Source organism: Actinomadura madurae, assembly GCF_047130825.1.
Taxonomy (GTDB): Bacteria; Actinomycetota; Actinomycetes; order Streptosporangiales; family Streptosporangiaceae; genus Spirillospora; species Spirillospora madurae.
On record NZ_CP083237.1, the window covers coordinates 439,540 to 464,572 of the forward strand.

The window sequence follows — 25,033 nt, forward strand, 5'->3', positions numbered from 1 at the left end:
CTCCTCCGGCATCCTCGCAGTTCTTGATCATCCGCACGAGATCGGAGGGCGGGGAACGGTGCGTCCGGCCTTACGAGTCGATGAAGCCGCGGGCGCGCTGGAAGAGGCCGAGCGTGATGCCGTGGAGGAGGTCGCCGGTCTCCTTGGGCGCCTTTCCTGCGAAGGCGCGGGCGTGGGTCCCCTCCAGGACGATGCCGAGCTTGAAGCACGCGAGCACCGCGTACCAGGTGATGGACGGCAGGTCGCGCCCGGCGACGGCGTCCGCGCGCTCGGCGTAGGCGGCGACCAGCTCGTCCGCGGTGGGCAGCCCGCCGGCCGCGCCGAGGGGACCGGCCAGCGCCGCGCTCTGGTCGGCGCGGTCGGGCCAGGTGGCGAGCAGCCAGCCGAGGTCCAGCAGCGGGTCGCCGATCGTGCACATCTCCCAGTCGACGATCGCCGCGACCTCGGGCCCGTCGAAGGAGTACATCAGGTTGGCCAGGTGGTAGTCGCCGTGCAGGATCCCGGGACGCCACGTCCTCGGTCGGCGCTCCTCCAGCCAGCGGGCCACGTCGTCCAGGCCGGGGATGTCCGGCCCGGGGTAGCCGTCCAGGGCGCTGTAGGAATCGAGCTCGGACATCCAGCGGCCCACCTGCCGCTCCAGGAACCCCTCCGGCCTGCCGAAGTCCCGCAGGCCGGCCGCCTCGTGGTCGACCGCGCCCAGCGCCGCCAGCGCGCGGGCCGCGTTCAACCCCATCTCGCGCCGGACGGAGGCGTCCCCGGCGTGCCGCTCGGGCAAGGTCACCGAGGCGTTGAAGCCCTCGACCACGGTCATCAGGTAGAACACCGCGCCGCCCATGACGGACTCGTCCGGGCAGGCGGCGACGAGGCGCGGCGCGGGGACGTCGGTCCCGTCGAGCGCGGCGAGCACGCGCGCCTCGCGGCGCAGGACGTCGTTCGTCCGTGGCCGCAGATGGCCGGGGCCGCGTCTGAGCACGTACTCGCGGCCGCCGCGGCGGAACCGGACCAGGGTGTTCTGGGTGCCGCCGGTGAGCACCTCGACGTCCTCGAACGGCCCGCCCGGCAGGTCCTGGCCGTCCATCCACCCGGCCAGGACGCCGAAGTCCACGAGGGCGCGGTCGATCTGCTCAGGCTGCACGGCGGGTCCCTTCCCGACACTGATCGTCCGGAGACTAACAGTCATGCACTTGCATTATTTCCTCAAGTTGGTGGATTATCGAGTCCTCACGACCCCGGGAGGGCGCCATGGCTTGGGACTTCGAGACCGACCCCGCCTACCAGGAACTTCTCGACTGGGCGGACGCCTTCGTCCGGGACGAGGTCGAGCCCCTCGACCTCGTCCTCGGCGACCCCTACGACAAGACCGACCCCCGCTACAAGCGACTTGTCCGCCCTCTGCAGGACCAGGTCCGCGACAAGGGCCTGTGGGCGTGCCACCTCGGCCCCGATCTCGGCGGCCAGGGGTACGGCCAGGTGAAGCTGGCGCTGCTGAACGAGATCCTCGGCCGCTCCCGCTGGGCGCCGTCGGTGTTCGGCTGCCAGGCGCCCGACTCCGGCAACGCCGAGATCATCGCCCACTTCGGCACGCCCGAGCAGAAGGAGCGCTACCTGCGTCCCCTCCTGGACGGCGAGATCTCCTCGTCCTACTCGATGACCGAGCCGCACGGGGGAGCCGACCCGACCCTGTTCACCACCCGGGCCACCCGCGACGGGGACGGCTGGGTCATCAACGGGGAGAAGTGGTTCTCCTCCAACGCCCGCCACGCCACGTTCCTCATCGTAATGGCCGTGACGAACCCGGACGTGTCCGCCTACGAGGGCATGTCCATGTTCATCGTGCCGGCCGACGCGCCGGGCCTGACCACCGTCCGGAACGTGGGCGTCGGCGGCGAACGCGAGGGGTCGCACGGCTACCTGCGCTACGAGGACGTCCGCGTCCCCGCCGAGAACCTCCTCGGCGACGAGGGCGGCGCGTTCGCCATCGCGCAGACCCGGCTCGGCGGCGGCCGCATCCACCACGCAATGCGGACCATCGCGCAGGTCCGCAAGGCGTTCGACATGATGTGCGAGCGCGCGGTGTCCCGGCAGACGCGCTTCGGGCCGCTGGCCAAGATGCAGATGACCCAGGAGAAGATCGCCGACAGCTGGATCGAGATCGAGCAGTTCCGGCTGCTCGTCCTGCGCACCGCCTGGCTCATCGACAGGCACAAGGACTACAGGAAGGTCCGCAAGGACATCGCCGCCGTGAAGGCCGCGATGCCGAAGGTGTACCACGACGTCGTCCAGCGCGCGATGCACCTGCACGGCGCCCTCGGCGTGTCGAACGAGATGCCGTTCGCCGCCATGATGATGGGGGCGGAGGCGATGGGCATCGCCGACGGCCCCACCGAGGTCCACAAGATCACCCTGGCCCGGCAGCTGCTGCGCGGCGTCGAGCCCGTCGAGGGCCTGTGGCCGTCCGGCCACCTGCCCACCCGCCGGGCGGCGGCCGAGCAGCGCTTCGCCGAGGCCCTGGAGCACGCGATCGGCGATGAGTGACACGCGGGAGAGGCTGCTGGACGCCGCCGAGGCCCTCTACGCAGCCCGCGGCGTGGACGCCGTCAGCCTCCGCGAGATCGTGCAGGAGGCCGGCGCCCGCAACGCCACGGCCGTCCAGTACCACTTCGGGGACCGCGCCGGGATCATCCGCGCGATCTTCGCCCGGCACGCGCCCGAGGTGGAGGCCCGCCGGCACGCCCTGCTCGACGCCTACGAGGACGGCGAGCCGGGCGTCCGCCCCCTGGCCGCCGCCCTGGTCCGCCCCATGGCGGCCCGGCTCACCGACGAGTCCGGCCGCGCCTACCTCCAGATCTGGGCGGACGTCGTCAACCGCCCGAACCCGCTCGTCCCCACGGCCGTCCTGGACGACCCTCCTGGAGCGGGACCGTCCGCCCAGCGGACGCCCGACAGCCTCTGCCGCTGGCGCACCCTGGTCGAGCCGCTGCTCGAAGAGGACGCGGCCCGGCTGCACCGCCGCTTCACCGCCATCCTCTACGCCTCCATCGAGCTGTCCCGCCGCGCCCGCTCCGGTCCCCGCACGGACGACCGCCTGTTCACCAGCTACCTGATCGACGTCGTCGCCGCGATCCTCGGCGCCCCCGTCTCCGCCGAGACCCGGCGCCTCGCCGCCGAGCGCGACGCCGCCCGCCGCTGAGGTCACATTCGTCCAAGACGGACGGTCGCCCTCCCCGCAGACTGGGCATCCCAGAAGCAGGGAGGACGACATGACGAGCGAGATCCGCCGCACCTTCTACCCGCTGATCAGGGCCGCCGACCCGGCCCGGACGCTCGAATGGCTGGAGAAGGCGTTCGGCTTCGAGACCGCCGGAGTCCACAAGGACGACCGGGGCACGATCGTCCACGCCGAGATGCGCTACGACACCGGCCTGATCATGCTCGGAGCCGCCGAGACGCCGGCGGCGAGCGTCTACGTCGCGGTCGACGACCCCGACGCCCACCACGACCGCGCGAAGGCCGCCGGCGCCGAGATCTTCCGCGAGCTCACCGACCAGGACTACGGCTCCCGCGACTACGCCGCCCGCGACCCCGACGGCAACGAATGGTATTTCGGCACCTACCGCCCCTGACCCGTTCCGGGCCGCCGTTCAGGGAGAGCCGGGCGGGGCGAGCAGCTCGTCGATGACGATCGAGCCGCTGAGGCGGGCACCGTCCTGGACGACGCTGCGGATGGTCAGTTTCACCGGCTCGGGGAGATGCTCATCCGCCGCGGACTCCAGCAGCGGGCCGTGCACCTTGCCGAACGCCGTCCGTGCGAGGGCGCGCACCATCACCTGCGCGAACGGCACGGGCAAGGCGGGAAGCGACTCGATCCAGCGGAGCCGCTCGACCTGCGGAGCGTCGCCGCACAGGGTGGCGACCTCCTTGAACAGCTTGTTGGCCAGCTTGTTCTGGTGCTGGGGACCGCGGTCGGCGGTCAGCCGCCCGAGCCGCGCGTAGAAGGCGAAGGCATCGCCCGACCGCCCGGAGGAGCCGAGCCGGCGCAACGGGAAGCGCAACCAGACCTGCGTGCCGCGTCCGGCGGAACCGCCCAGGGCCAGCATGAGGAGATCGTCCAGCGCGTCCTCGGTCAGCGGCCCGGCCTGCGAGAGGGCGATCACGAGCGCGTCGCGCGCCGCGTTCAGCGTTCCCTGGTCGCGGTACGCCGTCCCCACGGCGTGCAATCCGTCGGGACGGACGCTGACCAGTGTCCGTATGAGCGACGTGACGTCGTCCAGCGGCAGCCGTCCTCGCCCGGCCTGCCGCCCCATGAGCCGCAGGACGTTCTGCCTGGCGGTGTGGACCTGGGCTCCTTCCCACATCTTCCGCAGCTCCGCGAAGCCGCGGACCCGGAGGATGTCCAGGTCCTCCACCGCGAGCCACAGGTTCATCGCGTCCTGCTGCGCGCCGCCCCCCTTGGCGAACAAGGTGTCGATCAAGTCGTCCACCTCGCCGGCGTGCCGCGCCAGCGCGGGGCCGAGCGCGTCCCGGTCCCGACGGACCGCCTCGATCAGGGGCGCGGCCGTCAGCCACGCGCCGCAGCAGGTGAGAGCCGCCGGCAGCAGATCGGGGTGGTCGCTCAGATGCCGGCTCAGGGAGGCCGTGATGGACTTGCGGCCCGGTGCCCCGATCGCTCCGGGATCGGCCCGGACGGCGTCGAGCGCGGCACGGGCGACCGGGTGGCCGCCGAGGGCCGCCGGGACGACCGCGGCGATGAAGCCGCCCGCCGCGGTCCACTGGGAGGGCCGCTGGAGGGAGGGCAGGTTCGTCAGCAGCTCCGCGACCTCGTCCGGGGAGAGCTCCGCGCCGTGGACGGCGGTCCTCGCGACCGTGGCGCGCAGGCACCGCGGGTCCGCCGTGTGCGCGGGATCGGCGGGCAGCGCGCCGAGCGCGTCCCGGAGCAGACCGCGCAGCCGGCGCCCGGCGGGGCTCGGGCCGCGCAGGAGCGGGATCAGGAACGAGTCCGGCAGCTCCAGCAGCGGCAGGCCGAAGGACTCCTCGGCCGGCGGGAAGATCGCCGAAAGCGTCGGATCGATGAGGGCGTTCCCGTCGGGAAGGGCCGCCAGCGCGACCGCCAGGCCCGCGAGCCTGAGCTGGGTCGGCCAGGGCGCCTGCGGGTGCCGGGCCAGTTCGGCGCGAACCTCGGCGACCAGCCCGGCCCATTCCGCCGCGCGGGGCTCCGGGCCGCCGAGGCGGTACTCGCCGATCCAGTGGAGCCCCCAGAGCCTGCCCGCGGCGAGCCGCACCGGCGTGGCCTCCTGCCCGCCGTTGCGCGCCTGCGCGGCGATCGTGGCCTCGATGAACAGGTCCAGCGTCGCCTTGGAGCCGAGGTGCTCCCACTGGTCGCCGACGATCCCGAGAATCGTCACGGCCAGGGCCCGCGAGCTGGCCGCCAGGCAGCCGGCCTCGAAGAGCGACCGCAGCGTGGTGGTGCTCCAGCCCGGATCCTCGGCGGCGACCAGGCCGACGGCGCGGGGAAGCGCCTGGTCGCTCACAAGGAGCTCGCCCTTCTTCTCGATGACGTACCAGACGCAGTCCAGATCATCGACGAGGTCCCGTACGGCGGCGGCGTCCTGGCCGGCGAAGCGCTCCAACACGTTCAACACGGCCCGCCGGCAGGCCTGCTCATCGCGTTTCCAGACGAGGCGCAGCAGCGCCATGGCCCGGCCCACCCTCGCCCCGGTCACGCGCGGGGTCAACGCCACGAAGCGCCGGACCACCTCGGTTCCGGCCCGGGCGAGCAGGCCCGGCACGTCCGCGTCGACGTCGGGGTGGTGGGCCGCGACGACCAGCGCCATCGACTGGAGGTTGACCTGGCCGGACGCGGCCAGCGCGTCCAGGGCCGAGGAGACGTGGCGGCGCAGCGCCGGATGGGCGTGCCAGCCGTAGATCAGGGCCTGCTCGAACACGGCACCGACGTAGAGGTCGAGCGGACGGTCCTGCACGATGCCCTGCAGCCTGCGCAGTTCGGCGTCCCGGCCGCGGGCCAGCAGTGCCCGCGCGGCGACGTACTCGAAGAGGAGCTGGTGGCGGAACCGGACGTGCCCTCGCTCGTCCATGAGCAGGACCGACCTGCTGAGCAGGACGTCGAACGCGGCGTCGAGGTCGGTCACCGCGCAGCCGTCCCACGCGGCGGCCACGTCCCGTGCCCGGGACGACAGCTCCTCGTAGGGGGACTCCACGGAACCCGAGGAGAAGAGCCCGATGGCGATGCAGGCGCAGGCGTCCCCCATGTCGCCGCCGCGGCCGCGCACGGGATCCGTCCGCCAGTTCCGGTCGCGGCGGATCTTGTTGTCGAAGTACGCGCCCAGCACGTCGAGGCTGTTGACCTCCTCGTCCGGGAACGTGCCCTCGTACGCCTCGAAGAGCAGCCGAAGCAGCAGTGGATGGCGGCAGACCTCGGCCATGCTCAGCCCCCGCGACGCCGTCCGCATCATCAGCGCGACCTTCGCGCCGATCGGCTTCGGCGGCGCGTCGGGACAGAACGCCTCGACGTGGCGCTCGATCACGTCGTGCAGCTCGTCCTCGTCATAGGCGCCGAGCCGCACCTGGTCGAATCGCGGGTCGAGGGCGTGCGACTCCTGCTCACGGCAGCTCACCACGGCCCGCGCGCCCGCGTCGACGGCGGCGTTGAGCATGGCGTTGGCCCGGTCGATCTCATGCTGCTCATGGAGGAGCAGATCCACCGTGTCGAGCAGGAGCACGGGACGCTCGCCGGCTGCCGCGAGGGCCTCGACGGCGCGGACGAGCACCTCTCCGTCCAGCACCGGGTCAAGGCCCGGATCGGCGCGCAGCCAGGCGGCGTTGACCAGCAGCGGGCGGAACGCGCCTTTCAGCTCCTTGTGCAGGCCCCACAGCAGGCTGGACTTGCCATAGCCGGCCTCGCCCACGATCTTCGTGCGCCACGCCTGGCCGGTCACCCGGGCAAGGACGTCGCCTTGAAGGCGGCGTGGCACGTACAGACCGATGCTGTACCGGGTCGCGCGCCCGTCCGCGGCCTCGAACGTCTGGTCCAGCTCGGACGCGAACCCCTCGCACATCCGCAGGACCCGTGCCACCTCGGGATCGCCGTCCCGGCGCCGGGACGTCTCGGTGGCGCTGAGCAGGGCGCCGAGAATCGTGCCCAGCTTCCGGCGCACGCTGGTCGAGGATTCTCTCGTCCACTTGGCGGCCAGGGAGAGGCGCACCTCCATGACGCGCGGATCCCGGTCCCCGAGCCGCTCCTCGAAGCCGTCGTCCTCCGCTGACAGCCCCAGCAGGTCGCGTGCCTGTTTCAGCTCGCGCCGGCGGGTGCGGGCGGTGACCTCGTTCATGCGCTCGGACAGGACGCCGCCGAGTTGGACGCGGGTCATCACCGCGCCCTCGCCGGCGAGCCGGCGAGCGAGTGCGAGCAGTGTCTCCTCCCTGGAGATCAGCCGGGGCAGGTCGGATTTCGCGAGGCCGCGCACGAGCCGTTCGCAGAGATCGCGCAGTTCCGAGTCGGACAGGTCCGCCCAGCTCTCTGACACCGCCAGCCTCCTGTCGAGATCTGCCGAGATCTGATGAACGAAGGAGCACTTCATGTTCTGAACTGCGAGGATACCCTGCCGTGGTCGACAGTTCCCGCCAATTGTCGACAGTCCTGGAAGGGTTTTATTGCTGTCCTTAATGTCGATTCCACTGCCATTGATCGCATGGAAGTGGAGTCACCATGAAGGGCATTCTGGTTCGTGTCCGCGCGGCGGCGCGCGGGCTTTCGCGAAGGTGCGCCGACCGGGCCCGCCCGGCCGGAGCCGCCGTCCGCGCCGCCATGATGGCGGTCGCCGGCACGATGGGCGCCGGCCGGCCGGCCGTCGTCATCGCGTGCGCGGCCGCGACGCTGGCCACCGACCTCGTCACCTACCGTCTCGCGGCACTGGAGGACGTGGCCGACCCTCATGACGAGGGATGACGCGGAAAGCCGGCGCGCCGATTCGCATGGCGGATATCCGAAGGCGCCGCGGCCGGGGGCGGTGTTACGGTTCGGTGGCCGGCCGCGGGACTTCGGTGTGACTTCCGGAACCCGCCTTGAAAGCGATGCTTCGCTGTTCGCGCCCCCATTCCCCGGCCGGCGCCTGTCCACCCCGGGGGAGTGATGAGCGAGACGTTCGCCGATCTCGTCGCGTGCGAGGACGTGCTGATGTTCGTCAACGCGGCGATCACCTCGACCGGGCAGCGCGAGTTCCACCACCACGCGGGAGAGCAGCGCCTCAGCCTCGAGTTCCTGCACGAGTACATGCTGGAGAACTACCGGGACATGTACGCCGACGTCCTCGCGCTGGACGTCAACGACCACAACGCGGCGATCATCGTGCGGAACCTGCTGGTCCGGGCGGGGGACGTGGGGGTCGAGCGGCGGCGCGGGGAAGGACGGCTGATCGCGCGGCGGCTGGAGACGCTGCCGCCCCAGCGCGTGTACCGGCTCTTCCGCGAGCTGCGGCGGCTCGGGGTGAACAACCGGCGGACGCGCGTCATCATCCGCGACTGGATGGCGGGGCGGCGGGACCCGGCGTTCGACGCGGTCAAGTACCGGGGCGCGGTGAAGGACGCGGCGCGGCACGCGCATCTGCGGCTCCGCGGCGAGCAGCGCAAGTTCCTGTTCGCGCCGTTCTGCGTCAAGGCGTTCAAGACGCCGATCTTCGAGCAGTGGCGGCGGGCGCATTACGAGCACGCGGCCATCTACGAGCTGCCGTACACGGTCGCGGAGGGATTCGCGGTCAAGCACCGGATCCCGCGCGAGGTGTTCCTGGAGCGCATCCAGCCGCGGATGACGCGGCTGGAGCGGCTGCGCCTGCAGTCGAGCGGAGGGGCGGCCGTCCGGGCCGATCTGGGGGAGATGCCGCTGACGCGCCTCGCCTCGTACGTGCTCTCCCTGCCGCTGGACGAGCGGTCCGAGCGGCGGGCCGAGCTGAGCCGGGCGCTGCGGACCGCCGCGCGGCGGGTGGCGGGTGCCGCGCGAGGCTCCTGGGGCAGGGTCGCGGCCGTGCTCGACGACAGCTACTCCTCGCTCGGGTCGGGGCAGAAGCGGCGGCGCCCGCTGGCGGTCGTGCTCGCCGCGCACTACCTGCTGGAGACCCTCGCGAAGGACTACACGCCGCTGTGGACGTCGGGCCGCACCGACGAGCTGCTCGTGTACCCGTCCGGCCCGACGCCGCTCGGGCAGCGGATCATCGACGCCCTGGAGACCGGCCCCGAGCGGCTCCTCATCATCTCGGACGGCTGGGACAACGCGCCCCCCGGCCTCGCCGCGGACGTCCTGCGGATCTGGCGCACGCGCCTCGACCCCGGCCACCGGCTCGCGCCGGGCCGGCGGGTGATGATCGCGCATCTGAACCCGGTGTACGACGCGGACGACTTCGACGTGCGGCGGCTGTCGCCGGCCGTGCCGACCGCGGGCGTCCGGGACGCCGAGGACCTCCCGACGCTGGTCGAGCTCGCCCGGTTCGCCGAGGGGCGGGTCGGCCTGGCCGGGCTCCGGGCGCATCTGGACGACCGGGTCGCCCGGTTCCTCGGGGAGCGCGCATGACGATCAGGCTGGACGGGCTGGAGACCAGGCCCGCGCAGGTGTGGGGTTCCGTGCGGCTCGTCCCGCTCGTCCGGGAGGAGCCCGTTCCGTACCTGCGGCTGCACCGGAAGGCGTACGAGGAGCCGGTGTCGGTCGTGGACGTGGGCGACTCCGTGTACGTCTCGTTCGTCCCGCACGCCTTCGTGGCGGGGTGGAGTGACGGTGACCAGACGCAGGCGGCCTCGTACGGGACGCGCCTGCTGGAGCGCGACACCGCGGCGGCCCCGCCGCGGATGCCCGTGCGGTTCACGCGGAGGATGGCGCGGAAGGCAGGCAAGGACCGGCTGCGCTTCCTTCCGCTGCATCTGGCCGTCGAGGGCTATCTGGCGCTGCATTTCGGCGGACCGTCGATCGCGTGGGAGGAGTGGTCGCGCCGGGCGGTCGCGCACGGCCTGTCCCCCCGCAGCGAGGAGGCCTACCTCGGGCGGGCGGTCCAGGGCTTGGAGGACGCGCTGAGGATCTTCGAGATCCACCCCGGGCAGTGCGGCGTGATGGTGTACGTCGCGGACTCCCTGGCGAGCGCGTTCGTCGTCCCGCACCCCGACGACTACCGGGCGCTGCACCCCACGCTGGTCGAGGACCTCTTCGGTGAGCTGGTCTACATGTACGGCCTGCTGGGCGCCCCTGCCGGCGACCTGTCCGCGCCGATCGACGACGCGGACATCCGCTCGCTCGGCGACCTGCGGACGGCGGTGACGCTGCGCCAGGAGGAGTGGGCCGCCTTCCACGACGGGGTCATGGCCGGGCAGCTCTTCGACGAGGAGGGGACGCGGCAGGTGGTGCAGTACCTGCACGGCTTCGAACTCTCCCGGTGGCTGCCCTCCTTCGCGCTGCGCGGGGAGAACCACATCGGCGAGACCATCACCGACGGGGACGGCCGCATCGCCTACATGAAGACCTTCAGGCTCTCGGAAGCGCAGGTCAAGCGCGGCTACCTGCTCAAGCGGCTGGCGGAGCACGACTGGAGGCTGGGCGCCACGGCCGCCGCTCTGGGCGCCGACAAGGCGGCCCTGGTGCTGCGGCTCGAACGGGCCGGGTTCGGCTACCTGCTGCGCCAGGACGTCCTCGACCACTACCGGGCCGAGCGCGCTACCTGAGCCCGGCGAACAGGTCGTCTTCCTGGTCGGGTGCCTCGACGCGGTTGCGGTGGCGGATGAACGCCTCGGAGGAGAACGCCATCCGCTGCGTCTCCTCCGGCAGCCGCAGCAGGAAGATGCTCTCGCCCTGGCTGGCGTGGGCCAGGAGCGCCTTGCGCTTGGCGTCGAAATGCTCGGAGACGTCCAGGACGCTGGTGATCAGCTCGTCGGGCGTGCCGAAGTCGTCGGGCGGGTCGAACCCGAGATCGACACCGGCGTCCCGGACGGCCTGGAACAGCTGCTTGCTCCCGGACCGGGGGATGGCCGTGTAGTAGAGCCTGTCGGGGATGCCGGACCGCTCGGCGGCGGCGACCGCGATGCGGTGGGCCTGGATGTGGTCGGGGTGCCCGTAGCCGCCGTTCTCGTCGTAGGTGACGACGACCTGGGGGCGGTGGCGCTCCATCAGCTCGGCGAGCCGCCCGGCCGCCTCGTCCAGCGGGACGTTCGCGAAGGCCGCCGGGTCGTCGTTGGCCGGCCAGCCCGGCATGCCGGAGTCGCGGTAGCCGAGCAGCTCCAGGTGGCCGATGTCGAGCAGGCCGGCGGACTCGCGGAGCTCGGCGAGCCGCCGCCGCGCGACCTCCTCGGCGTCGTGCCCCGGCTCGCCGGGCTTCACGCCGCCGGGCCCGTCGCCCTGCTCGCCGTTGGTGCACGTCACGAGGACGGTGCGGACGCCCTCGGCGGCGTAGCGGGCGAGGATCCCGCCCGTGCTCAGCACCTCGTCGTCGGGGTGGGCGTGCACGGCCATCAGCGTGAGTTCTCGCGGCATCCGGGCTCCTCGGTCCTCGGCCGTCCACTATACGGCGGGAGCGGCGAACCCGATCATGTCTGGGACACCGACTCCGCCGCCGACAGGTCGGCGGTGGTCAGCGGGTGCGCGGGGGTGCCGAAGGGGAAGTGCGAGGACGCCCGCCACCCGTCCAGCATGAGCAGCTCGCCGGGATCGAGGAGCCGCCAGTCCGGGTCGTCGTCCATGCGCTCGCTCGCGATGATCCAGGCCGCGCACGCCTCCCGATGGGCCGTGACGTCGATGCGGCCCGGTTCGCGGCCGGAGGACATGTGCCGGGCGGCGCCGGGTTCGGTCAGCTCGGGGGCGAGCACCCACAGCTCGTGGGTCCCGGGGTAGCGCAGCGCCCACAGCCGCCCGGACTCGGCCAGCAGGAGGTTCAGCGCGAAGACGGGCAGCTCGGCGGCGATGCGGCCGACGGCCGCGATCAGCCCGGACCGCGTGTCCCCGTGCCGCCGGATCTGCGCGGTGATGTAGGCGAACACGAGCTCGGAGTCGGTCTGCCCCCGCGCCATCGCCCGCTCCGCGTCCGTGAGCCAGGAGCCGAGGACGTCGAGGCCGCGCACGACCCCGTTGTGGGCGAACAGCCGGTCGTCCATGACGAACGGGTGGGAGTTGCGGACGTCCGGCGCCCCGGTCGAGGCGTACCGGACGTGGGAGACGAAGGTGTGCGAGGCGACGTACCGTGCCTCGGAGTTGAAGTCGGCGTCCTGGAAGGCGGCGATGGGCGCCCGGTCGCGGACGGGCTCCTCGCCCAGCGAGAACCAGCCGAGCCCCGTCCCGTCGGGCATGCGGCGGCTCTGGGAACTGAGACTGTCGGGGGCGTCCAGCAGCCAGAACGTGGCGCGGACGCGGGGCCCGCCCGTGGTCAGTCCGAACAGTCGGCACATGCGGGGACGATGCCCGCTCGGCGGCGACCTATGACGGCCGCGCCGCGATGACCTTCGACGGGCGGGCCGGGATGCCGTACGGTCCGGTGTATGGGGTCGCCGGTGGTTCTTCTGGATGTCGACGGGGTGCTCAATCCCTTTGAGAGGCCTCATCGCGGATTTCAACGGCACCGGTGCTCGCCGAACGGGATGCCGTTCACGCTGTGGTTGAACCCCGGGCACGGCCCGGCGCTGCTGGAGCTCGCCGAGTCCACGGGCGCCGAGCTCGCCTGGGCGAGCTACTGGTGCGACAACGCCAACGAGTGGATCGCCCCGCGGGTCGGGCTGCCGGAGCTGCCCTTCGTGCCGATCCCGCAGTTCCCCGGCATCCACGAGGGCCGCACGCTCGGGGCGTGGAAGGCGCGCCACGTGGCCGCGTGGGCGGAGGGCAGGCCGTTCGTCTGGTTCGAGGACGAGCCGGACGCCACCGACTGCATCGCCGGGGAGCCCGGCATCGCCGAGCATCTGCTCGTGGAGATCGACCCGCTGACCGGCCTGACCGACGACCACATCGGGATCGCCAAGACCTGGCTGCGAGCCCTGGCCGGTTGACAGCGGAGGCCGGCTGACGGCGGAGGCCGGCGGGTCCGCGGGCGCGCCGCGGACCCGCCGGGAGCGGGGGTATCGCGTCAGCAGGTGCCGAGCAGGCCGGTGAGCGCCGACTTCTCCGCCGAGTCGACCGTGAGGCCGAAGCGGTACTTCACGTCGATCCACGACCTGGCGTACATGCAGTGGAACGAGGCCAGCGGCGGCGTCCACTCGGCCGGGTCCTTGTCGCCCTTGGCCTGGTTGACGTTGTCGGTGACCGCCCACAGCTGCGAGCTGGACAGGTCGTTGGCGAAAGACTGGCGCTGGGACGTCGTCCAGGACGAGGCCCCCGACCGCCACGCCTCGGCGAGCGGGACCATGTGGTCGATGTCGAGGTCGGACGGCTGGGTCCAGGTGGCCCCGTCGTACGGGCTGGTCCAGGAACCGGACGTCGGGTAGCAGTCCGAGCCGGTCCCGACGTTGTCGCCGTCCCGCTTGAGGACGACCTCGCGGGTGTTGCAGCTGTCGCCCTGGTCGATCCAGTGCGGGAACTTGTCCCTGGAGTAGCCGTCGCCGGAGCCTTCGGCGGCGACGGTGAGGGCGGCGAGGTGCTGGGACGCGGTGCTTCCGTCTGGCGGGGGCGGCGGAGCGGCGTCGGCGGCGGGGGCGAGCAGGGCCGCCCCGGTGAGGGCGGCGGTGAGTGCGCTGAGTGCGCTGGCGGTGATCCCCGTGCGTCTCACGGGAAACTCCTTTTCGCTCGGGAGCACGAGCCGCCAGTCTCAAATAGTTAGATAAACCGGAAATGTCTATCGTGTTAGCGGAGATCACGATCAGGTAACGGCGACCTGTCCGGGAGGTTGCATTCGTCCAAGACCGCGCCCGAGGCGGCCTCGTAACGTGCGGACGGCAAGGGAAGGCGGCACGGAGGGGAGCACGACGATGCCGAGATCACCGCTCATGGACCTGGCCTTCGGATTCATGCCGGCGCAGATCATCTACGCCGCCGCCGAGATCGGGCTCGCGGACGCCTTCGACGGCGACATGCCGATGTCGAGCACCGAGTTGGCGAAGGAGACCGGCGCGCACGCGCCGTCGCTGCACCGCCTGCTGCGCGGGCTCACGGGCCTCGGCGTCGTGGAGCAGCGTGACCGCGACCTGTTCTCGCTGACCGCCGAGGGGCGCCGCCTGCGCGCCGACGCCCCGGATTCGATCCGGTCGCTGATCAGGCTGTTCTGCGGCCCCGAGGTGTGGCGGACGTGGGGCGACATGACCGAGACGCTGCGCACAGGGGAGTACGCCTGGGAACGGGTCACCGGCAGGACGCCGTTCGAGTTCTTCGCGTCGGACGCCGAACCGTCGGCGACGTTCAACCGGGCCATGGCCGAGCACACCCGCGACGTCGCGCCGGGCGTCATCGAGGCCCACGACTTCGGCCGCTACGGGACGGTCGCCGATCTCGGCGGGGGCGACGGGACGCTGCTCGCCGCGATCCTGCGCGCCCATCCCGGCCTGCGCGGCGTCCTGTTCGACCTGCCCGCCGGGCTCGCCGCCGCACCGGGCACCCTGGCCGACGTCGCCGGGCGGGCGGAGATCGTCCCGGGCGACTTCTTCGCGTCGGTCCCGGGGGGCGCGGACGCCTACGTCCTCAAGAGCGTCGTCCACGACTGGCACGACGAGAAGGCCGCGGCGATCCTGCGGAACTGCCGGGCGGCGATGCGCCCCGACGCCCGGATGATCCTGCTGGAGCAGGTGATGCCGGAGATCGTCGCGCCGGAGTCGGCGGGCATCGTCCGCAACGACCTCAACATGCTGGTGGCGACCGGCGGGCGGGAGCGCACCGAGGCCGAGTACCGGGACCTGCTGGACGGCGCCGGGTTCACGGTCGTCGCGCTGACCGGGCCGCTGCCGCCGGCGGCCTACCACGTCATCGAGGCCGTGCCCGCCCGATGACCCGCGTCAGGGGCGGCTCACGGCGGGATTCCGGGAGCGTGCGGGCTGGTCCGCGCCACCGCCGGGATCGAGGACATCCGGCAGGCGGACGCCTCGTCCCCGTACGGCCACGTCTGCACTCCCGAGGAGGTCGCCGACGTGGTGCGGTTCCTCGTCTCCGACGCCGCGTCCTACGTGACCGGGCAGCGCATCGTCGTGGACGGCGGGACGTTCTGACCCTCAGTGGCGCGTCCAGTCGGGCTGGACGAAGTCGGCGACCCTGACCTGCCGTCCGAGCAGGACGACCTCGCGGAACTGCCACAGCATCGCGCCGGTCGGGGCATGGACGCGCCACTTCGGGCCCAGCCACATCTGCAGCAGGCGTCCGCCGTCGGGCTGCGGAACCCACTTCGGGGTGTCGTCGGCGGCGAGCTTGCGCAGGCTGGTGTGGTGGACGGAGTGCACCTCGTCCGCGCTCGGCGCCAGGGGGCCCGGAGCGTCCAGCACCACCACGATCGGCGTGATCGCGAAGCCGGAGGTGGCAGGGAAGTCGTCGAGCCTGCCGAGGACGTCACCGGGGCCGGCGGTCAGCCCGATCTCCTCGTGCAGCTCCCGCAGCGCCGCCGCCTCGGGCGTCTCGCCGTCCTCCAGCCGCCCGCCGGGCAGGCCCCACTGGCCGGCGTTGCGCCCACGGTAGGCGCGCCTGATGAGGATGACCGAGGGGACGCCGCCGTGTTCCACCGCGCACAGCACGACCCCGGCACGGCGCAGGCCGGGCGCGTCCGGGACGGTCGTGTGCTCGAACGAGCCGAGCCGTTCGGCGGCGAGCGCCCGGAACGCGGTGAGGTCGTCGAACGGGCTGCTGGGGGCGGCGGTCATCCCCCGATACTGCCAGGCCCGGTTTCCCGCGCGTATCTCGCCGGCGGTGTGCCGACGGAGGCGGTGAAGTCGCGGACGAAGTGCGCCTGGTCGGCGTAGCCGAGCTCGGCCGCCAGCTCCGCCCAGTCCACGTCCGCGCCGGACGCGGCGCGCTCGGCGGCCTCCTGCATCCGGAACCGCCGGATCACCCACTTCGGCCCGATGCCCACGTACTCGTGGAACAGGCGCTGCAGGCTGCGGGGGCTGAGCCCCGCCTCCGCGGCCAGCTCGTCCACCCGAACCAGGCCGGGGCGCGCCGCGATCCGGTCGACGATCACGGCGGCCCGCTCGGCGGACGGATCCGGCGCGGGCCCGCGCCCGGTCAGGAACGCCTCCAGCAGGCCGACGGCCTCGGCCGCGTCGGCGCAGTCGAAGATCTCGGCGGCGAGCGCGGTGCCGTCCGCGCCGAACACCTCCTCGACCCCGGCGAAACGGCCGGTCAGCGTGGCGACCGGCGCGTCCATGAACGGCCGGAACCCGCCCGGGCGGAAGGCCGCGCCGATCACGCGCCCCTCGTCGTGGATCTCCTCGGCGAAGTCGTCCCTCACCACGCCGACGATCCTGGCCCGCGTCGCGCCTTCGGTCAGATAACCGGTGAAGGTCATATGGACCGACGGCCGGGTGAGCACCTGCTGGCGGTGCGGCGGCCGGCCCCGCAAATCCCAGCACAGCACCCAGAAGTTGGCGACGAACGGGGCGAGCGCCGCCCGCGGCGGGATCCGCTCGATCTGGAAGCGCTCCAGGCCCGTCCGCGGCCGCAGGATGCCGCGCGTGCCGCCGGGCAGGGGACGTTCCATGAGGTCAGGCTAACGTGGCGCGTTTCTTCAAGACGCGCGTCACGGGGTCCTCCTAGCGTGGACCGTATTCGAACGGATGAGCGAGGAGACGGACATGGACAACATAAGGACCCAGATGCCCGCCGCCGCGGAGGCCGCGGGGCGGATCGTCCTGGCGATCCCGGAGAGCGGGCTGGACGCGCCGACCCCGTGCCCGGACTGGGACGTGCGGGGGCTCGCCGGCCATCTGATCCTGTGGACCGGACGGGGCGAGACCGCCGCGCACCGGCTGCCGCCCACCGGGCCGGGGGAGGACCACGACTTCACCGCCGAGGCGGGCTGGGCCGAGCGGTTCGCGGAGCAGGCCCGCAAGACCGCCGAGGCGTGGCAGGACCCCGCCGCGTGGGAAGGCAACACCAGCCTCACCGGGAACAAGGAGGGCATGCCGGCCGGGTTCATCGCCGGGATCCTTCTCGGCGAGTGGGTCATGCACGGCTGGGACCTCGCGGTCGCCACCGGCCGCGAGCCGGCCTTCCCGCCCGCGGTGGTGGAGGCCGCGTGGGAGCAGATCTCCGCCACGGCCGAGATGAGCCGCCAATACGGGGCCATCGGAGCCGAGGTCCCCGTGCCCGGGGACGCGCCGCTGCTCGACCGCGTGCTCGGGAAAGCGGGCCGCGACCCGTCCTGGAGGCCCTGACACGCCGGAACAGCCCGGGAGTAAACGAGGCGCGAACCGCGCTCCCCGCGCCCTACCCTTGGTGGCATGTCTTCGACCTCTTCGATCCGCGTACGCTTCGCCCCGTCCCCGACCGGCATGTTCCATGTCGGCGGCGCCCGCTCGGCGCTGTTCAACTGGGTGATGGCGGCCCAGTCCGGCGGGACGCTCGTGCTCCGGATCGAGGACACCGACGCCTCGCGCAACAGCCCGGAGTGGACCGAGGGCATCATCCGCGCCCTGGCGTGGCTCGGGATGGACGGCGAGCAGTACGAGGGCCCCTACTTCCAGTCCGCCAACGCCGACAAGCACGCCGAGGCCGTCGAGACCATCAAGGGCAAGGGCCGCGCCTACTACTGCGACTGCTCCCGCGAGTCGGTCATCGCCCGCACCGGCGACTCGCACAAGGGCTACGACGGCTTCTGCCGCGACCGCGGCCTGGAGGCCGGCCCGGGACGCGCCCTCCGCTTCCGCACGCCCGACGAGGGCCAGACGACCGTCGTCGACCTGCTGCGCGGCAAGCCGGTGTTCGAGAACGCCCTCATGGAGGACTTCGTCATCGCCCGCGCCGACGGGTCGGTCACGTTCCTCCTGGCCAACGCGGTCGACGACATGAGCCAGGGCATCACGCACGTCGTGCGCGGCGAGGAGCACCTGTCGAACGCGCCCAAGCAGCAGCTGCTCTGGGAGGCGCTCGGCGGGGAGCCTCCGGTGTGGGCGCACGTCCCGGTCATCGTCAACGAGAAGCGGCAGAAGCTGTCCAAGCGCCGCGACAAGGTCGCGCTGGAGGACTACCGGGCCGAGGGCTACCTCGCCGAGGCCATGCGCAACTACCTGATGCTGCTCGGCTGGGCCCCGTCCGGCGACCGCGAGATCGTCCCCTGGGACGTGATCGTCGACGAGTTCCGCATCGAGGACGTCAACACCTCGCCCGCGTTCTTCGACGTCAAGAAGCTCCGCGCGATCAACGGCGAGTACATCCGCGCGCTGCCGGTGGAGAAGTTCATCGCCGAGTGCCTGCCGTTCCTGCAGGAAGCCCCCTTCGACGTCGACGTCGCCGTGTTCGCCGAGCTGGCGCCGCTCGCGCAGACCCGCGTCGCGCTGCTGTCGGAGATCGTCCAGATGATCGACTTCGCGTTCCTAGACGAGCCGCCGTCCGACGAGCAGTCCTGGAACAAGGCGATGAAGGAGCCGGCCGCCGAGATCCTCGCCGCCGCCGAGGCCGCCTACCAGGACGCGCCGTGGAACGCGGCCGAGCTGAAGGACCGGCTGGAGCGGATCGGCACCGAGCACGGGCTCAAGCTCGGCAAGACGCAGGCGCCCGTCCGCGTCGCGGTCACCGGCCGCACCGTGGGGCTGCCGCTGTTCGAGTCCCTGGAGATCCTCGGCCGCGACCGCACCCTCGCGCGCATCGCCGCCGCCCGCGCGCGGCTGGCCGCCTAGCGGAAGGTGACCGCCCCAGGGAAGTGGCCGGACGCGCACACGAAGCGCATCCGGCCGGGCCCCGGGGCGCCCACGTCGATCCGGGTCTCACCGGTCACCGGGAGGAACACGTCCCGACCGAGGCTCGGGATGGTGAACGCCCTGGTGTGGCCGCGCGTGCCCGCCGTCTTCACGACCAGGACGGTGCGCACCCCGGCGCGGGCACTGAGCCGCGAGGGCCGGTAACCGCGGTCGAGGGCCCACACGGTCACGAGCTGGGTCCCGGACGCGTCCGTCGAGACGAACCGCGCCGCACCGGACGCCGGGGCCGTGCCGCCGCCGTCCGGGAGCCAGCCGCCGAGGCGCAGGCCCGCGGCAAGCGTCCAGCCGGCGACGGCCAGCAACCCGACGGCCGGCAGCGCCGCCAGCCGTCCCCGCACGGCCGCAAGCGACCGGCCGACCGTCACGCCGACGAGCCCGAACAGCGGTGCGGTCCCGAGCACGAACCCCGCCATGACCGCGGCGCCGCCGAGCGCCGACCCCGACGAGACCGCGAGCAGCTCGGCCGACAGCGTCAGCCCGCACGGCAGCAGCACGGTCGCCGCCCCGAGCACGGCGGGACGCCCGGAACGCGGTGGACGGCACCGCTCGGCGCCCCTTCGCCGCATGAGGCGCCGCGCGGGCCGGAAGCCGAGCAGGTCCAGCGCGAACACGGCGAGCATCAGCGCGGCCGCCGCGAGGATCGCCCCGCGCACACGCGGCCCGGGCTGGAGCGCGCCGCCCGCCAGGCCGAGCACCGCCCCCAGCAGCGCGTGCGAGACGAGCTTCGCCGCGAGGAAGGCCGCCACCGGGCGGACAAGGCGGGCACGGACCTCCCCGCCCACCGATCGCGTACCCGACGCCTCCCTCTCCGGGGCCTTCCGCCCGCCGGAGACCGCGCCGGTGAGCAGCCCCAGCTGCACGGCCGCGCACGTGGTGCCGCCCGCGAGCAGGCCCGTCCCGGCACCGGCGAGGAACAACGCGGCGACGCCCACCCGGACCACCTCCGCCGCGAGACCCTCCCCACCGCCGGACGCCGCGAAGCGTCACCGCACGGACACCCTCCGGTGTCCCGCGGTGCCGGCGGCGGTCACCCCGCGGAGGGGGCGCCGTCGAGGGCCGCCCGCAGTTCGGCGAGCCGGCGGTCGAGCTCCTCGAACTCGTCGCGCAGCGCGGCCGGCACGCGCTTGGCGACCAGCTCCGCCTGCTCCTCCACCGAGGCCAGGCGGTCGCCGACGCGCCGGTCCCCGGCCGGCTCCGCCCCGTCGCCGGCCGGGCGCGCCTTCAGCAGCGTCGCCTGTTCCCGCAGCAGGGCCGCCTGCTCCCGCAGCAGGGCGGTCTGGTCGCGGAGCTGCTTGTTCTTGGTGTGCAGCTCCACGAACACCGACACCTTGGCGCGCAGCACCCACGGGTCGAACGGCTTGGAGATGAAGTCGACCGCGCCCGCCGCGTAACCGCGGAACGCGTAGTCGGGGTCGCTGTTCACCGCCGTCAGGAAGATGATCGGCAGGTCGCGGGTCTTCTTGCGGCGCTTGATGTCCCGCGCCGTCTCGAACCCGTCCATCCCCGGCATGACGACGTCCAGCAGGATGACCGCGTACTCGTCGGTGAGCAGCGCCTTCAGCGCGTCCTCCCCGGACCGGGCCCGGACGAGGTCCTGATCGAGGGAGCTGAGGATGGCCTCCAGCGCGATCAGGTTCTCCTCGCGGTCGTCCACGAGCAGGATCTTCGCCTTGTCGTCCACGCGCGTCTCTCCGATTCCGGTCCCCGCCATCGCCACCGACCCCGCGGCGACCCACTTGCCGGGCGTCTCCTCTCCCTCAGCGGACGATGGAGGGTTGCAGCCAGTTCCTCATGACGTCAAGGAGATGGTCCACGTCAACGGGCTTCGGCACATAGTCCGACGCGCCAGAGGCGAGGCTCTTCTCCCGATCGCCCTTCATCACCTTGGCCGTGATGACGATGATCGGCAACTCGGCGAACTGCGGCATCTCCCTGATCGCGGCCGTCGTGGCGTAGCCGTCCAGGCCCGGCATCATGACGTCCATCAGGACCACCGCCACGTCCGGGTTCCGGTGCAGGACCTCGATCCCGGCCTGCCCGTCCTCGGCGTACAGGACCTCCATGCCGTACCCCTCCAGCACGCTGGTGAGCGCGAACACGTTCCGCACGTCGTCGTCGACGATCAGGACCTTGCGGCCCGACAGGGCCGTGTCGAGGAACTCGGCGGGCGGCTCCTCCAGCAGCCTGCTCAGCGCCGGCTCCTCCTCGCCGGGACGGTCCCCGGCCGGCGGGCGCTGCTCCGCCGTCCGCCCTTGCTCCACGGCGGCGACGGGCCCAGGCCCGGCCACCCCGCCGTTGCCGCCGCCGGCGGCCAGACCCGGCACCGCGTCCGCCGCGGCCGGCTCGTCCGGCAGCGCCGCGCGGCGCCGTCCGTCCCGGTCGCTGTACTGCGCGGGCAGGTACAGCGTGAACACGCTGCCGCGGCCCGGCTGGCTCTCGGCGTGGATCTCCCCGCCCAGCAGCCGCGCGATGTTCCGGCTGATCGACAGCCCGAGGCCGGTGCCGCCGTAGCGGCGGCTCGTGGTCCCGTCGGCCTGCTGGAACGGCTCGAAGATCTCCTGGAGCTTGTCGGCGCTCACCCCGATCCCGGTGTCGATCACCCGGAACGCGATCACATCGGGGGTGTTCCACAGCGCGGGCAGCGTGAAGTCGATGTCGCCGGCCCGCTCGATCAGCAGCCGCACCTCGCCCTCAGCGGTGAACTTCACCGCGTTCGACAGCAGGTTCCGCAGCACCTGCTGCAGCCGCTGCTCGTCGGTGTTCAGGGTGGCGGGGACGTCCGGCGCGACCTCCACGCCGAACTGCAGGCCCTTGTCGACCGACAGCGGCCGGAACGTCGCGTCCACGTAGTCGACCAGCGCGGAGACCGACAGGTGCTGCGGGTGCGCCTCCATCTTCCCGGCCTCGACCTTGGCCAGGTCCAGGATGTCGTTGATCAGCTCCAGCAGGTCGGTGCCGGACTCGTGGATGGTCCGCGCGAACTCCACCTGCTTGTCGGTGAGGTTGCCGTCCTGGTTCTCCGACAGCAGCTTGGCCAGCACCAGCAGGCTGTTCAGCGGCGTGCGCAGCTCGTGCGACATGTTGGCCAGGAACTCCGACTTGTACCGCGAGGAGATCGCCAGTTGCTCGGCGCGCTCCTCCAGCGTCCGCCTGGCCTGCTCGATCTGGAAGTTCTGGATCTCGATCGCGCGGTTCTGCTGGGCCAGCAGCGCCGCCTTCTCCTCCAGCTCGGTGTTGGAGTGCCGCAGCTCTCCCTGCTGGCGCTGCAGCTCGTCCGACCGCTCCTGCAGCTCCTGCGCGAGCCGCTGCGACTCGCCGAGCAGCGCCTCGGTCCGGGTGTTGGCGCGGATCGCGTTGAGCGTGACCCCGATCGTCTCGATCAGCTGGCTGAAGAACGCCAGGTGGACGTCGGTGAAGCGGCCGAACGAGGCCAGCTCGATCGCGCCGAGCACCTCGTCCTCGAAGACGATCGGCAGCACGATGATGTTGACCGGGGACGCCTCGCCGAGGCCGGACCCGAGCTTGACGTAGTCGGTGGGCGCGTCGGCGATCAGCAGCGGCCGGCGCTCCTGCGCCGCCTGCCCGACCAGGCCCTCGCCCAGCCCGAACCGGATGTGGCCGCCGCGGTGCCGCCGCGTCCCGTACCCGGCGATCAGCACCAGGTCGGTCTCCTCGCCGGAGTTCTCCGCCAGATAGAAGGCGCCGTACTGGGCGCTCGCGGTCGGCGTCAGCTCCCGCATGATCAGCTCCGCGACCTGCATCAGGTCGCGGTGGCCCTGCATGAGGCCGCCGATCCGCGCCAGGTTGGTCTTGAGCCAGTCCTGCTCCTCGTTGGCGCGGGTCGTCTCGCGCAGCGTCGCCACCATCAGGTTGACGTTGTCGGACAGCTCGGCGACCTCGCCGCGCGCCTCCACGGTGATCGTCCGGGTCAGGTCGCCGGTGGCGACCGCGCTCGCGACCTCGCCGATCGCGCGGACCTGGGTGGTCAGGTTCCCGGCCAGCTCGTTGACGCTCTCGGTCAGCCGCTTCCAGGTGCCGGACACGCCCTCGACCTCGGCCTGGCCGCCGAGCCGGCCCTCGATGCCGACCTCGCGGGCGACACGGGTGACTTCGGACGCGAACGACGACAGCGTGTCGACCATCGTGTTCAGCGTGGTCTTCAGCTCCAGGATCTCGCCCTGCGCGTCCACGTCGATGCGCCGCGTCAGGTCGCCGTGCGCGACCGCGGTCGCGACCTGGGCGATGTTGCGGACCTGGTAGGTCAGGTTGGACGCCATCCCGTTGACGTTGTCGGTCAGGTCCTTCCACATGCCGCCCGCGCCGGGCACCCGGGCCTGGCCGCCGAGCCGGCCCTCGGTGCCGACCTCGCGGGCCACCCGGCTGACCTCGTCGGCGAACGCCGACAGGGTGTCGACCATCGTGTTCAGGGTGTCCTTGAGCTGAAGGATCTCGCCCTGCGCGTCGACCTCGATCTTGCGGGTCAGGTCGCCCTGGGCCACCGCCGTGGTCACCTGCGCGATGCCGCGCACCTGATTCGTCAGGTTGTTGGCCATCGAGTTGACGTTGTCGGTCAGGTCGAGCCAGACGCCGCCGGCGCCCGGCACGATCGCCTGGCCGCCGAGGCGCCCTTCGGTGCCGACCTCGCGGGCGACGCGGGTCACCTCGGACGCGAACGCCGACAGCGTGTCCACCATGGAGTTGACGGTGTCCTTCAGCTCCAGGATCTCGCCCTGCGCGTCCACCGTGATCTTCTTGCCGAGGTCGCCCTCGGCGACCGCGGTGGTGACCTGCGCGATGTTGCGGACCTGGAACGTCAGGTTGGACGCCATCCCGTTGACGTTGTTGGTCAGGTCCTTCCACACGCCGCTCACGCCCGGCACGTTGGCCTGGCCGCCGAGGCGGCCCTCGGTGCCGACCTCGCGGGCGACGCGGGTCACCTCGTCGGCGAACGCCAAGAGCGTGTCGACCATCGTGTTCACGGTGTCCTTGAGCTGCAGGATCTCGCCCTGCGCGTCGACCGTGATCTTCTTGCCGAGGTCGCCCTCGGCGACGGCGGTGGTGACCTGGGCGATGTTGCGTACCTGGTAGGTCAGGTTGTTCGCCATCGCGTTGACGTTGTCGGTCAGGTTCTTCCAGACGCCGCTGACACCGGGCACGTTGGCCTGCCCGCCCAGCTGCCCCTCGGTGCCGACCTCGCGGGCGACGCGGGTCACCTCGTCGGCGAACGCCGACAGCTGGTCGACCATCGTGTTCACGGTGAGCTTCAGCTCCTGCAGCTCACCGGTCGCCTCCACCGTGACCTTGCGGGTCAGGTCGCCCTCGGCGACCGCCGTGGTGACCTCCGCGATGTCGCGGACCTGCGACGTCAGCCGCGCCGCCATCACGTTCACCGACGCGGTCACGTCCCGCCACCGGCCCGTCATGCCGCGCGCCGGGGCCTGCCCGCCGAGCCGGCCCTCCGTCCCGACCTCCCGGGCGAACTGGGTGACCTCCCAGGTGAACTGGTCGAGCAGCTCCACCATGCCGTTGACCGACTTGGCCATGCGCAGCAGCTCGCCGCGCATCGGCCGGCCGCGCACCCGCAGCTCGACCCGCTGGCTCAGGTCGCCGGCCGCCACCGCCTCCACCACCTGGCTCATCCCGGTGGCGAGATCGGTGAGCTTGTCGATGATCGCGTTGGCGTCCTCCACCGCGGTCACCCAGGTGCCGCGCAGCGTCCCCGGCGTCAGTCGCCCCCGGAGCTGCCCCTCCCGGCCGATCTCCCGGCGCACGCGGGCCAGGCCCGAGGCCAGCTCCATGCCGTTCTGCCGGATCTCCTCCAGCACCGCCGCGGCCTCCGCGACGGCGCCCTCGCCCGGCACGTCCAGCTCCGACCTCGCCTTGCCGTCCCGGACGGCGATCAGCGCCCTCAGGAGCGGTTCGAGGTCCGCGTCGCTGTAACGCGGGGTGGTGTCGCGGTACCCGCCTCCGGGGCGGGCACGTGACGCGGTACGCGGCATTCTCTTCATCCTCCTGGCCCGCGATCGTTGGTCATCCGGGTGACACGGACTCCTGCTCCAGGGCCTGTCCGGCCGCCCTTGTACTCTACGTCTCCGCACGGCGGCGGAACCCCCCTCCGACGCCGGGCGGCCGTCGCGCGGGCCGTCGCGCGGCATTGACCGTGCATCCTGCCCTGTAG

21 protein-coding genes are annotated in these 25,033 nt (G+C 72.4%); 11 read left to right on the forward strand and 10 right to left on the reverse strand.

The features are described from left to right. Positions 1-70: 70 nt before the first annotated feature. Positions 71-1,135, reverse strand: a complete 1,065-nt coding sequence (locus tag K8Z49_RS02030; RefSeq protein ID WP_338072012.1) for a phosphotransferase family protein — start codon at positions 1,133-1,135, stop codon at positions 71-73. Positions 1,136-1,242: 107 nt separating this feature from the next. On the opposite strand from K8Z49_RS02030, the gene K8Z49_RS02035 reads away from it, so the two are divergent. The 3 genes from K8Z49_RS02035 (at position 1,243) to K8Z49_RS02045 (ending at position 3,623) form a co-directional block, all read left to right on the forward strand. Continuing rightward, positions 1,243-2,535 (forward strand): acyl-CoA dehydrogenase family protein, encoded by a 1,293-nt coding sequence (locus K8Z49_RS02035; RefSeq protein WP_412517499.1) that lies wholly within the window; start codon positions 1,243-1,245, stop codon positions 2,533-2,535. After that, complete coding sequence (locus K8Z49_RS02040) at positions 2,528-3,190, forward strand: TetR/AcrR family transcriptional regulator (protein WP_021595448.1); 663 nt, start codon at positions 2,528-2,530, stop codon at positions 3,188-3,190. The genes K8Z49_RS02035 and K8Z49_RS02040 overlap by 8 nt, the downstream gene beginning before the upstream one ends. A 70-nt stretch (positions 3,191-3,260) precedes the next feature. Beyond that, complete coding sequence (locus K8Z49_RS02045) at positions 3,261-3,623, forward strand: VOC family protein (RefSeq protein WP_412517500.1); 363 nt, start codon at positions 3,261-3,263, stop codon at positions 3,621-3,623. Positions 3,624-3,641: 18 nt separating this feature from the next. On the opposite strand, the gene K8Z49_RS02050 is transcribed toward K8Z49_RS02045, so the two are convergent. Further along, complete coding sequence (locus K8Z49_RS02050) at positions 3,642-7,541, reverse strand: hypothetical protein (protein WP_412517501.1); 3,900 nt, start codon at positions 7,539-7,541, stop codon at positions 3,642-3,644. Positions 7,542-7,723: 182 nt separating this feature from the next. On the opposite strand from K8Z49_RS02050, the gene K8Z49_RS02055 reads away from it, so the two are divergent. The 3 genes from K8Z49_RS02055 (at position 7,724) to K8Z49_RS02065 (ending at position 10,713) form a co-directional block, all read left to right on the forward strand. Beyond that, positions 7,724-7,963 carry a hypothetical protein gene (locus K8Z49_RS02055; RefSeq protein WP_021595451.1) on the forward strand — a complete coding sequence of 80 codons (240 nt, stop codon included), beginning with the start codon at positions 7,724-7,726 and terminating at the stop codon, positions 7,961-7,963. Positions 7,964-8,146: 183 nt separating this feature from the next. Then, entirely contained in the window at positions 8,147-9,577 is a 1,431-nt protein-coding gene (locus tag K8Z49_RS02060; protein ID WP_412517502.1) for a hypothetical protein, read from the forward strand. Further along, positions 9,574-10,713 carry an ARPP-2 domain-containing protein gene (locus K8Z49_RS02065; protein ID WP_412517503.1) on the forward strand — a complete coding sequence of 380 codons (1,140 nt, stop codon included), beginning with the start codon at positions 9,574-9,576 and terminating at the stop codon, positions 10,711-10,713. Before K8Z49_RS02060 ends, K8Z49_RS02065 begins: the two co-directional genes overlap by 4 nt. Here K8Z49_RS02065 and K8Z49_RS02070 read toward each other — a convergent pair. Further along, the gene (locus K8Z49_RS02070) at positions 10,706-11,518 is read right to left on the reverse strand and encodes a PIG-L family deacetylase (RefSeq protein WP_412517504.1); all 813 of its coding nucleotides are present in this window, start codon (positions 11,516-11,518) and stop codon (positions 10,706-10,708) included. The genes K8Z49_RS02065 and K8Z49_RS02070 overlap by 8 nt on opposite strands. Before the next feature lie 53 nt (positions 11,519-11,571). Further along, positions 11,572-12,426, reverse strand: a complete 855-nt coding sequence (locus tag K8Z49_RS02075; RefSeq protein ID WP_021595455.1) for a class II glutamine amidotransferase — start codon at positions 12,424-12,426, stop codon at positions 11,572-11,574. 90 nt (positions 12,427-12,516) lie between these two features. Here K8Z49_RS02075 and K8Z49_RS02080 point away from each other — a divergent pair, with 90 nt between their 5' ends. Continuing rightward, positions 12,517-13,017, forward strand: coding sequence for an HAD domain-containing protein (locus tag K8Z49_RS02080; protein WP_024936121.1), 501 nt, complete (start codon positions 12,517-12,519; stop codon positions 13,015-13,017). A 77-nt stretch (positions 13,018-13,094) separates the two neighbouring features. Here the strand turns inward: K8Z49_RS02080 and K8Z49_RS02085 are convergent, their stop codons facing one another. Beyond that, on the reverse strand, positions 13,095-13,733 hold the full coding sequence (locus tag K8Z49_RS02085; protein WP_021595457.1) for an HNH endonuclease family protein: 639 nt from the start codon (positions 13,731-13,733) through the stop codon (positions 13,095-13,097). 199 nt (positions 13,734-13,932) lie between these two features. Between K8Z49_RS02085 and K8Z49_RS02090 the strand changes: the two genes are divergently transcribed. Both K8Z49_RS02090 and K8Z49_RS02095 read left to right on the forward strand, forming a co-directional pair. After that, positions 13,933-14,943, forward strand: coding sequence for a methyltransferase (locus K8Z49_RS02090; protein ID WP_024936122.1), 1,011 nt, complete (start codon positions 13,933-13,935; stop codon positions 14,941-14,943). A gap of 75 nt (positions 14,944-15,018) precedes the next feature. Beyond that, positions 15,019-15,159 (forward strand): SDR family oxidoreductase, encoded by a 141-nt coding sequence (locus tag K8Z49_RS02095; RefSeq protein ID WP_276330314.1) that lies wholly within the window; start codon positions 15,019-15,021, stop codon positions 15,157-15,159. A 3-nt stretch (positions 15,160-15,162) separates the two neighbouring features. Here K8Z49_RS02095 and K8Z49_RS02100 read toward each other — a convergent pair whose 3' ends face one another. Further along, a complete protein-coding gene (locus tag K8Z49_RS02100) occupies positions 15,163-15,801 on the reverse strand; it encodes an NUDIX hydrolase (protein ID WP_075024835.1) in 639 nt (212 codons plus the stop codon). Beyond that, on the reverse strand, positions 15,798-16,637 hold the full coding sequence (locus K8Z49_RS02105) for a helix-turn-helix domain-containing protein (RefSeq protein WP_412517505.1): 840 nt from the start codon (positions 16,635-16,637) through the stop codon (positions 15,798-15,800). Before K8Z49_RS02105 ends, K8Z49_RS02100 begins: the two co-directional genes overlap by 4 nt. A 94-nt stretch (positions 16,638-16,731) precedes the next feature. On the opposite strand from K8Z49_RS02105, the gene K8Z49_RS02110 reads away from it, so the two are divergent. After that, complete coding sequence (locus tag K8Z49_RS02110; protein ID WP_052357852.1) at positions 16,732-17,313, forward strand: TIGR03086 family metal-binding protein; 582 nt, start codon at positions 16,732-16,734, stop codon at positions 17,311-17,313. Positions 17,314-17,379: 66 nt separating this feature from the next. Further along, complete coding sequence (gltX, locus tag K8Z49_RS02115) at positions 17,380-18,774, forward strand: glutamate--tRNA ligase (protein WP_412517506.1); 1,395 nt, start codon at positions 17,380-17,382, stop codon at positions 18,772-18,774. On the opposite strand, the gene K8Z49_RS02120 is transcribed toward gltX, so the two are convergent. From K8Z49_RS02120 to K8Z49_RS02130, 3 genes are all read right to left on the reverse strand, one after another. Continuing rightward, positions 18,771-19,787 (reverse strand): sulfite exporter TauE/SafE family protein, encoded by a 1,017-nt coding sequence (locus K8Z49_RS02120; protein WP_412517507.1) that lies wholly within the window; start codon positions 19,785-19,787, stop codon positions 18,771-18,773. The two genes, gltX and K8Z49_RS02120, sit on opposite strands and share 4 nt — an antisense overlap. A gap of 95 nt (positions 19,788-19,882) precedes the next feature. Then, a complete protein-coding gene (locus K8Z49_RS02125) occupies positions 19,883-20,536 on the reverse strand; it encodes a response regulator (protein ID WP_033333273.1) in 654 nt (217 codons plus the stop codon). A 76-nt stretch (positions 20,537-20,612) separates the two neighbouring features. Then, positions 20,613-24,854: a HAMP domain-containing protein gene (locus K8Z49_RS02130; RefSeq protein WP_024936126.1), complete on the reverse strand. Its 4,242-nt coding sequence runs from the start codon at positions 24,852-24,854 to the stop codon at positions 20,613-20,615. Positions 24,855-25,033: the final 179 nt, after the last annotated feature.

Bases quoted from the DNA above. Each gene is read 5' to 3' on its own strand.
- gltX (WP_412517506.1), top strand. From the start codon at position 17,380: ATGTCTTCGACCTCTTCGATCCGCGTACGCTTCGCCCCGTCCCCGACC.
- K8Z49_RS02105 (WP_412517505.1), bottom strand. From the start codon at position 16,637: ATGGAACGTCCCCTGCCCGGCGGCACGCGCGGCATCCTGCGGCCGCGG.
- K8Z49_RS02055 (WP_021595451.1), top strand. From the start codon at position 7,724: ATGAAGGGCATTCTGGTTCGTGTCCGCGCGGCGGCGCGCGGGCTTTCG.
- K8Z49_RS02130 (WP_024936126.1), bottom strand. From the start codon at position 24,854: ATGCCGCGTACCGCGTCACGTGCCCGCCCCGGAGGCGGGTACCGCGAC.
- K8Z49_RS02100 (WP_075024835.1), bottom strand. From the start codon at position 15,801: ATGACCGCCGCCCCCAGCAGCCCGTTCGACGACCTCACCGCGTTCCGG.
- K8Z49_RS02060 (WP_412517502.1), top strand. From the start codon at position 8,147: ATGAGCGAGACGTTCGCCGATCTCGTCGCGTGCGAGGACGTGCTGATG.
- K8Z49_RS02045 (WP_412517500.1), top strand. From the start codon at position 3,261: ATGACGAGCGAGATCCGCCGCACCTTCTACCCGCTGATCAGGGCCGCC.
- K8Z49_RS02065 (WP_412517503.1), top strand. From the start codon at position 9,574: ATGACGATCAGGCTGGACGGGCTGGAGACCAGGCCCGCGCAGGTGTGG.
- K8Z49_RS02075 (WP_021595455.1), bottom strand. From the start codon at position 12,426: ATGTGCCGACTGTTCGGACTGACCACGGGCGGGCCCCGCGTCCGCGCC.
- K8Z49_RS02080 (WP_024936121.1), top strand. From the start codon at position 12,517: ATGGGGTCGCCGGTGGTTCTTCTGGATGTCGACGGGGTGCTCAATCCC.
- K8Z49_RS02035 (WP_412517499.1), top strand. From the start codon at position 1,243: ATGGCTTGGGACTTCGAGACCGACCCCGCCTACCAGGAACTTCTCGAC.
- K8Z49_RS02090 (WP_024936122.1), top strand. From the start codon at position 13,933: ATGCCGAGATCACCGCTCATGGACCTGGCCTTCGGATTCATGCCGGCG.
- K8Z49_RS02110 (WP_052357852.1), top strand. From the start codon at position 16,732: ATGGACAACATAAGGACCCAGATGCCCGCCGCCGCGGAGGCCGCGGGG.
- K8Z49_RS02040 (WP_021595448.1), top strand. From the start codon at position 2,528: ATGAGTGACACGCGGGAGAGGCTGCTGGACGCCGCCGAGGCCCTCTAC.
- K8Z49_RS02070 (WP_412517504.1), bottom strand. From the start codon at position 11,518: ATGCCGCGAGAACTCACGCTGATGGCCGTGCACGCCCACCCCGACGAC.